Genomic DNA, 8,777 nt, shown 5'->3' with positions numbered 1-8,777 from the left:
GAGTTTCTGGACGCGGGTTCGACTCCCGCCGTCTCCATATTTTATTTTAGCAGTAGAAATGCTGTTAAATCAACGTTTAAACAAAGTTAGGGTGATTTGATAGGAGTTATACTCTTATTGAATTACCCTTTTTTGTTGCTAAGGGAAATTACATTATTTATATGAAATCTGTTTATAAACCTTCTGATTCCAATTGAATTAGGGGGTTTTTTATTGTCTAAAAATAGGAAGCATGGCGTTTATGCTGTTGAAGAAATACAATCGAGAATCATTAAAGGTAATAAAAGTTGGACTCCTATAAGCTATGGCGTGGAAGTTGTTTTTAAACAAATGCAGATAGCGGGTAATAGACCGCGAACAATTCAAAGTTACGATTATATATTTAGTCAGTTTTATAAGTTCAATGGGTTAGTTTTTATCGAGGAAATCAATTCAGATTGCATTTATAACTACTTAGAGAATATTGATGTTTCGATTCAAACGAAAAGAATCCGTTTGAAAACAATTAAAGCGGTACTAGGAAAGCTGTATTTCAACAATTGGATAAAGGATAACTTTTGGAGGAACATTCATATCAAGATTGATAAGGAAGTTAAAGCAGCTGCTAAAGAATGTGATATTGAAAAGTTGTTTCATTTAATTGATAAATCAACATTTATAGGTTTTAGAGATACCGCGGCTATTAAGCTAATGTTTAAGACAGGAATTAGGATACACACTTTATGTGAATTAAAGGAACGGCACATTGATTTTGAAAAGCTTTGTTTAAACTTAGATGGTTCTACATTGAAAAATCATAAATATTTGAAGCTACCGATTGATGAGGAACTAGCTGAAATATTGAAGTTACTAATTAAGCATAATCAAAGAATTAAAAAACATTTTAAGACTTGTAGCACTAACGTGTTTATTACACAGAACGGTTTAGCCATGAATACGAGTAAATCATCGAATTGTGCTATTTCAAAGCAACTTAATAAATATAGTAAACGCTTTGGATTTGAAAACATCAACGCACACGCTATAAGAAGGGCATATGCTAAGAACTTACTTGAAAAGGGTGCTAGTGTACCACTAATTAGTAAGGCATTAGGACACTCAGATTTAGCAGTTACTACACAATACTTAGACCTTGATATAGAAGAAGTATCTAATAACTTGAAACAATATTTATAAGCAATAAAAAAAGAGAGTGCTAGAAACACCCTCTTAGAACTGCACTATATGTTTGGCGACATAGTAGTGCGATACCCATAACAAATCGACAACCAATCGAAAACTGAATATGAGTTACATTGCCTTCATTTTACTTCAAAAAAAGCTGAAATGCAAAGGTCTAGTTTCCTATTGTCTTTTTTAGGAAAAACTCTTTCGAGGTTGCCCACTAACTCGAATCAAAACAAAACTGGAAAGGTTATGACTTAGCCACTGCAATAACTAAGTCTAGGATACAATAAAGCACTTCCTTGTTGGTGCAAGTATCTGAATGGTGCTAGCGACCATTAACGGCTAGGAGTGGAAGGTCTGAATAGTTAAGGCTATTGCAGAATACATCACACATTGTAATTGTTGCTGAGTTCCTCATAACAGTAGGATACGCATTTACGAGTACGCTAACAGAGTGTATGGCGGATTATAGCAACTATCGGGGGCAGAAGTAGATAGTAGATGTATTGTTCGAGAGAACGCATTTAACAAGGGCATACATATACGGATACCTCAAATGACGGATTCATGAAGAAATGCAAATGTCTTGTCTTGTTCCTATTACAATATTTCTTGTTTTAGAGAACAAGGCAAACATTATCAGCACCAAGTCGTTGTCCTCAACTCTGGCTTCATGTTGGGGGAATCGGAAAATTACGTCAATGAGTAATTAAGAGAGGAACTGATTTAATGACATGGGAAAAGCAAGCGTTAGAAGAACTTGTTGAACAGTTAGTATTACACCATCAGATGTATACTAAAAAGATGACCGTATTAGAATTTCTAGGAATTGATTTTAATTGGGGAAGTGAGAGTTTTGATATTATTGCAGCAATGACACCTAAATGGGAGGAATGCTGCAAACCACCATATGAGGAAAGTCTAAATAAAAGGTATGTAGAAATTGTGCTAAATGAAATTGAAAAGCAATATAAAAGTCAATAGGTTATAAAGTCGTTCGAGTTAATCGGGCGGCTTTTTTATTTTTATATGTCCTAATTTGAACTGTGATTGCAAGTCCCTAAATGTAGGCACTCGAAACTGTCTCGATAAAATTGGAGGGATTTATTATGCAATCTTTAATACAAAATAGAAAACCAATCACAGTTGTTGATTCAATCATGGGAAGCGGGAAAACGAGTTGGGCAATTCAATATATCAATGAAAGCAATGATAGAAGGAAAATTATGTTCGTAACACCGTATTTAGATGAAGTAAATCGTATCAAAGATTCTACAAATAAGGATGTTGTCGAACCGAAATGTGATGATGGCAAACTGAATCATTTAAAAGAATTAGTTCGTCAGGGGAAAAATATTGCATGTTCTCATGAATTATTAAAACGGACTGATAGCGAGTTAATTGAACTTTTAGATGCAGAACACTATACGTTGATTTTAGATGAAGTAATGGAGGTAATTAAAGAAGTCAAAATGTCGTCAGATGATATTCGCCTATTACTAAATTCTAAAGATGATAAAGGCAATCCGACTATAAGTTTAGATAGTAAAGGGAAAGTACAGTGGAACAATCCTGATTATCTGAATGGCAGCTATGAGGAGATTCGGAACTTAGCAAATGCAGGTCGTTTAATGTTACATGAAGAAAAGAAAATTCTAAAAATGTATTGGCTATTCCCACCACAGTTATTTAAAGCGTTTGAGGAAATCTTTATCTTAACGTATATGTTCAACGGGCAAATTCAAAGCTACTACTATAACCTATTTAATCTTGAATATGAGTTTCGTTCGATAAAGTATAGTGAAGATAAGAGTTATCAGCTAGTAAATTACGTTACACCAGCTGACGAAGATAGAAAGCACCTAAAAGAGTTAATTACAATCCACTACTCAACACCTAGAGATAAGAATGATTTGAATCTGATTGGTGATAATCCTAGTGCATTAAGTAAAAATCATTTACTAGAAGTCCAAACAAAGCACCATCTAAAAAAGAAGTACAAAGATAACGGCTACAATTTCTATTTTCATAAAGCTAAAGTGAAGCCAGCACAAGTGATTTGGACTACGTTTAAAGCTATGAAAAATCCATTACTAATAAAAGGATTAAAGAACAGATTTGTCGCAGTGAATGCAAGGGCAACAAATGATTATGCTGATGCCAATACATGTATTTATTTTGCTAATCGTTATATGAATCCAATCATTAAGCGTTTCTTTAGGGATAAAGGAATTAAAGTAAATGAAGATTTATTTGCACTATCGGAAATGTTGCAATGGATATTTAGAAGTGCAATTCGTAATGATGAACCTATTACTGTGTATATTCCATCAAAACGTATGAGAAAGTTATTAGAAATGTATTTGGATAATCAAATTTAATGTTATTTCAACTTACCAAATAACCATTGAAACCACTGGTATATAAGGTTTTTTGGCATGTTTCTTTAAGAGGAAGTAATAGTGAAGTTAAGAAGGTAGTTCACTAAATAACTGAGGTAGATAAATCTACCTTGTTACTTAGGAAGAACACTAGCGTGTCCTTCTATTGATAGAGAAGATGATACTAGAATTTATAGCTGCTAAGGAACAGGAGAGACGCGAAGCGGCACTCACACGTAGTGAAACGAAGTGTAGAAAGGAAGGGGGAATAACATGAATAAATATAGAAAGGAAAATATAGAAGCAATGCAACGTATTGCAATAAAAAATAACACACGCTTATATGGTTATTCATTAAGTAAGACAGATGTAACTGAACTTGCATTGCGACAATATATCAATCAACAAGAAAAACTGCTTAAAAAATATTGTGCAAAATTGTGCAAATAAAAAAATGTAGAGTAGGTAGATACCAAGTGGGGCGGGCTATTAAGCTAATCTACAACAAGTAGTTGCACAATATATACAGCTGTTTCAAAACTTTTTTATTCACAAGCTTACTTAATATAATAAGTAGTGATATGGTAATGTTAGTAATTTTAGGAAGGTGGAGGAAAGTTATTGATATCTGAAAGACAATTGGCTACGATTTTATGGGGAATGATTATAGTAGTTGGATTGCTTTGTTTTTCCAAGCAAAAGCGGTACCTATTTAAAAGTTTAAGTGATTTAATAAAAGCTTTCTATAAAGTATTAACACAAAAATTTGCATTGTATATACATATTTATGTTCTATGTATGTTGATTACTTTACAATATATAAGTTTACTTTCTGCAGAAACTTTAATAGCTTATTTTATATGGATAGTTACAGTTTTATATCCAAGTATTTTTAATGCCATATCAGCTAATAAAAAGCCCTATAAAGTCTCTTTAGTGAAACAGCAACTGGGTATCAATATTTTATTTTTATTTATTGTAAGTAATTACACTTTTAATTTTTGGATAGAGTTTCTAATTTTATTACCAATTATAACTTTTCTTTCAATGTTAAGTGTAGTTAGTAGTATAAAGGAAGAACATCAATCTGTGAAAAAATTAACCAATTTTTTATTAGGCGGTATTGGTCTATTTATATTATTCTATGCTATTGGAGAGTTTGTTGATAATTTTAAGGATATAAAAGATGTTGAATTTTGGAGAAATTTAGCTATAGAAGTGTATATTATTTTGCACTTACCCATTATTTATTTTGCTAAACTATACGGATACTATGAGGAATATAAGGTAATACTGAAAATAAAATTTAGGAGTAATGAGGAGAAAAAAATAAAAATAACTTGTATTAGAATTATGTTTATTTTAAAGTTTAACGAAACGAAGATGAAAAATGGGCTTAAGTTAATTAGAAAAACAAAATATAGTGGTTTAAATGAAATAATAGAAAGCTTCAAAAATAGTAATTTAGAATATACGGAAATGGAGAATAATTAGAAAAAAGCTACTCTCATTACTAACATGAGGTAGCTTTCTTTTTTGCACGAATCAATGTACTTTTACTAATACCAGTTATGTTCTCGACTTCTTTGTAACTATTTACTTCTAGTAGTTGCATAGCATGTTCAATTTGTTTTGGATTGTATTTATTGGGACGACCTTCTTTAAATCCTTCTTTTTGTTTAGCAATAGCTTTCCCCTCTTGTGTACGTTCTACAATTAGATTTCTTTCCATTTCTGCAACAGCTAATAATGTGGTCAAAAAGAAACGTCCCATTGTCGTATCTTCTAACAACCCCACATTTAACACATGAACCCTAACCCCTTTAGAAAATAAATCCTTCACTAACTCAATGCCCTCAACAGTGTTTCTTGCTAGTCTATCTAATTTAGTGACTACCAACGTGTCGCTTTCTTTTAATAGTGATAGAACTTCTTGTAATTGAGGTCTGTTGGCTTTTGTTCCTGTGAACTTCTCAGAATAGATACTGTCACAACCCTCATTTTCTAATGCTTGTAATTGTACTTCTAATTCTTGTGAAACTGTTGATACCCTTGCATATCCGTATTTCATTATGTAATAGCCCCTTTTTGGTGCTTCAATTATGACGCTAAGTTATGACACCTTTTGATGCCTTGATAATACAGGGTTTTAAAAACGGTGTCAATACTGTTAAGTTATGATACTAATCATATTGACTATATATTATAAAATGTTGCTAATGGTGGTTAGTATGGAGGCGGTAATATGGGTTAGTATCAATAGAGTAAGTCTTATATGGTTTTAAGATTTAATGAATAATTACAGATAAACAACAAAAATCCCTTTAGGAAAAAGGTTTTTAATGGACTTTTCTAAATAGAAATTATTAGTATGGCACCTCCAAAACTCAGTATAATTCCGAGGACTGAGTCGGAAGTGTAAGAATGTGCAATGAACTAGTATCAATAGAATGAATGAAATCTATTATATTGATTTTAAGAAATGGAATATTAAATCTTCCTTCACTAAAAAAAATATATCAATCATGTGTTTATCTGTGTTAAAATTTGTATAACTATGTAGAAATTTAATTTCTTACGTAAATCTTCATGGTTCTTATTAACATTTATATCTAGTATGTAATTTTGTGAAGTAGAGGTAAAATCAGATGGAAATAAATAAAGATATGGCAGCTTTTTTTGCAATTCGTGCATGTGTTTCATTTTTTTTAGCGTTGGGGTATTATGTAAGTATAAAAGGTAACATCGATTATATTCAATTTTTTCTTACGTCATTCCTTTTATTTACTCCTTTTGTATTAGATTATTATCCAAGGGAATGTGAAACAGAAAATGAAATGCGAGTTAGGAAATTTGGCATTAGAATTCCCTCAGTTGCTATTGCAATTACAATATGTATAGGAATTTTAAATGGAAATATTGAATTTTGGACGAGTAATCCGCATATACTAATAAAGATATGTGCTAACATAGGTGCTTTGCTAATTGTGTTTTTAACATTTCTTGATTATAATGACTATAATAGAAGAAGTGACTTAGCAGTTAAACTAAAAAAAGACGCAGCGTCACACATAGAACAAAATAAATCAGAAGAGGTTGAACAGCGTTTTAAACGTATTCAAGCTGATAAAAAAAATGGAATAAAAGAACTTGCAATTAAATCTGAAAGTAAAAAAGGGCAAAAGAAAAAGAGTAAGGGGGCCTAAAAATGCTATTTTTCATAATAGGAATTTTTTGTGCTATCTACATGTCTGCCGTTTATTCTGCTTATAAAGAAGTACGTGATAAAAATCTAAAGGTGAAATTTAATATTAAGAATGCTATCTTCTTTTTAATTATCCCAGCATTTACAAGTTTTATACATTTAAAAATTGCTTTTCATTTATTTAGAAAAGGTAATAAAAAAGAAGCAAAATTTTTATTTAGTTTATCAACTTTCCGTGCTTCAACTGGTACAGCATTATTTTTAGATTTTATGATACATTCCATAATTGTTGATGCTGTATATGGAACCGTAAATATAAAAATAAAGCAAGAATCTAAAAAAGTCCCAAGAGAATTCTTAAAATTAAATAACATAAAAGAAGTAATTAAAAATCCTTTGTCATACGAAAACTCTATTCTTCAAGTTGCATAAAATAATCTCTTAAGACTTTCGTCTATGGGGGATTTTTTTATACATTAACTATTTATTATAGAAAAATTGTTTTAAGAAGGTCTCATTAAACACACTCGAGTGACGGATAAAAAGTTCCAAAGTTAGCGTACAGGAACAATGTTTAAATCTCTATAGAAAGTGAATAAGTTATCCAACATCTTGAATTGAAGGTGTTGGATATTTTTTTAGAAAACAAAAGATGAATATTTATTTTATACATACTTATTTACAATCAAAACTCATCACAATTGATTGGGGCTACCTACCACCACAGCACCAAGGGTTGAAGCCCAATCAATAGTGTCAATCAGAATTACCGCCTCACTATCCATCCACACCCAGCCCAAAACAAACGCTACCAGCACAGGGATAACGAGGCATAGAAGACAAGGCAAAGGACAGGACGCACCGCACATGCACAGACGGGACGCAATACACAAGGGCAAGACGACACAACAGCAACAGGAAAGGAACGAATGCAGCGAAAACAGCATGAATGACTGTAATAGCTGGGTTACTATCTCATATGGTGGGGAACGTCCCACGCTTCAACCCATTATTGAGGTGAAGGGTATACATGGGGGGCTACCCCATCCCTACCCCTGTGTCTGGTGCTTACTAAATATACACACCATTTTTCAAACCTTTTTGGGGCTGAATAGTGACTGTGAGGGCGATTCTAACGCATTTAACTATGAGTTCATGGGGGATTGTCTTACTCGATTCATCTCACAGCTTTAAGGGTAAGGGTGGGTTTTTGCTATAATTGAGTAGCTATTTTGGATAAAAAATATTTTGCCAAGATTTTTAAAAACATTTTAAGGGGTGACCGCTATGACTGAAAAAGAAAAAGAACTAGTTGAACAGATACTAAAGAAAGTAGAATCAATGAATAGCGAATCAAAAGGTTTACTAGGTGAATTAAGAGAGTTTCGTTCTGAGTTTAAGGGATTAGAAAACGTATATAAAAAAGGGTTTAGTGATGTAAATGAAAAGCTAGATAATATCATTGAAACTAATAACAAAATAAATTAAAAAGGGTGGCTGCTGCCATGACTAAAATGATTGCTGAACGGATGATTTCATTTATGAAGAATATGGAGAATGGGGAAAGGCTTTTATTTTTAGAATATCTCTCTAATAACCATTTCAATTCAGGACAGCCCATTGAAGATATGATTTTAGCCGTAAGGAATCACATTGAGGATTACTTAGACAGGAATCTATCTGAGGAAGAAATTGAGATAATGAATTTAGCTTATAAAAATGGTCATGGTGTTGGGTTTAATGTTGGAATGGAAAAGGCTTTAAAAGGTGAGGACTAATAGAGGCAAAAAAGAAGGCTGTTAGTTGGAATGGATTTAAATTTAAGCCACTATCAACGATTGAGTGGAAATAATTAAAGGAAACTGTTAAAAGATTCTCTTTTTATTTCATATGGACATGATATAATAATCGTTAAGATGGTTTATAATCAAGTTCGAAAATAATGTCTTACACCCTAATAATAAAACAGTTTAAATATAAAATATGATGCCTGCTTGCTGGCTATTGCTGCGTGAATCCTAAAT

At 32.1% G+C, this 8,777-nt stretch carries 10 protein-coding genes; 9 read left to right on the top strand and 1 reads right to left on the bottom strand.

Annotation, left to right across the window (positions count from 1 at the left end; all coding sequences use genetic code 11):
• The first annotated feature begins 213 nt into the window (after window positions 1–213).
• The 5 genes from JFL43_RS21900 (at window position 214) to JFL43_RS21880 (ending at window position 5,042) form a co-directional block, all read left to right on the top strand.
• Window positions 214–1,176 (top strand): tyrosine-type recombinase/integrase, encoded by a 963-nt coding sequence (locus tag JFL43_RS21900; RefSeq protein WP_200750687.1) that lies wholly within the window; start codon window positions 214–216, stop codon window positions 1,174–1,176.
• 720 nt (window positions 1,177–1,896) lie between these two features.
• Window positions 1,897–2,151, top strand: a complete 255-nt coding sequence (locus tag JFL43_RS21895; protein ID WP_200750686.1) for a hypothetical protein — start codon at window positions 1,897–1,899, stop codon at window positions 2,149–2,151.
• 125 nt (window positions 2,152–2,276) lie between these two features.
• On the top strand, window positions 2,277–3,548 hold the full coding sequence (locus tag JFL43_RS21890) for a hypothetical protein (RefSeq protein WP_200750685.1): 1,272 nt from the start codon (window positions 2,277–2,279) through the stop codon (window positions 3,546–3,548).
• Between the two features lie 273 nt (window positions 3,549–3,821).
• The gene (locus JFL43_RS21885; RefSeq protein ID WP_200750684.1) at window positions 3,822–3,998 is read left to right on the top strand and encodes a hypothetical protein; all 177 of its coding nucleotides are present in this window, start codon (window positions 3,822–3,824) and stop codon (window positions 3,996–3,998) included.
• 171 nt (window positions 3,999–4,169) lie between these two features.
• The gene (locus JFL43_RS21880; RefSeq protein WP_200750683.1) at window positions 4,170–5,042 is read left to right on the top strand and encodes a hypothetical protein; all 873 of its coding nucleotides are present in this window, start codon (window positions 4,170–4,172) and stop codon (window positions 5,040–5,042) included.
• Between the two features lie 19 nt (window positions 5,043–5,061).
• Here JFL43_RS21880 and JFL43_RS21875 read toward each other — a convergent pair whose 3' ends face one another.
• Window positions 5,062–5,619 (bottom strand): recombinase family protein, encoded by a 558-nt coding sequence (locus tag JFL43_RS21875; RefSeq protein ID WP_200750682.1) that lies wholly within the window; start codon window positions 5,617–5,619, stop codon window positions 5,062–5,064.
• Between the two features lie 577 nt (window positions 5,620–6,196).
• Here JFL43_RS21875 and JFL43_RS21870 point away from each other — a divergent pair.
• The 4 genes from JFL43_RS21870 to JFL43_RS21855 all read left to right on the top strand — a co-directional run bounded on the left by JFL43_RS21870 (window position 6,197) and on the right by JFL43_RS21855 (window position 8,531).
• Window positions 6,197–6,754, top strand: coding sequence for a hypothetical protein (locus JFL43_RS21870; protein ID WP_200750681.1), 558 nt, complete (start codon window positions 6,197–6,199; stop codon window positions 6,752–6,754).
• A 2-nt stretch (window positions 6,755–6,756) separates the two neighbouring features.
• Window positions 6,757–7,185 (top strand): hypothetical protein, encoded by a 429-nt coding sequence (locus JFL43_RS21865; RefSeq protein WP_200750680.1) that lies wholly within the window; start codon window positions 6,757–6,759, stop codon window positions 7,183–7,185.
• Window positions 7,186–8,040: 855 nt separating this feature from the next.
• Complete coding sequence (locus JFL43_RS21860; protein ID WP_200750679.1) at window positions 8,041–8,241, top strand: hypothetical protein; 201 nt, start codon at window positions 8,041–8,043, stop codon at window positions 8,239–8,241.
• Between the two features lie 17 nt (window positions 8,242–8,258).
• Window positions 8,259–8,531 carry a hypothetical protein gene (locus tag JFL43_RS21855; protein ID WP_200750678.1) on the top strand — a complete coding sequence of 91 codons (273 nt, stop codon included), beginning with the start codon at window positions 8,259–8,261 and terminating at the stop codon, window positions 8,529–8,531.
• The last annotated feature ends 246 nt before the right edge of the window (window positions 8,532–8,777 follow it).

It is taken from the genome of Viridibacillus soli, assembly GCF_016612995.1.
Lineage (GTDB): Bacteria > Bacillota > Bacilli > Bacillales_A > Planococcaceae > Viridibacillus > Viridibacillus soli.
Note: the sequence above shows the minus strand (reverse complement) of the source record. Positions and strands in the feature narration are given on the sequence as shown.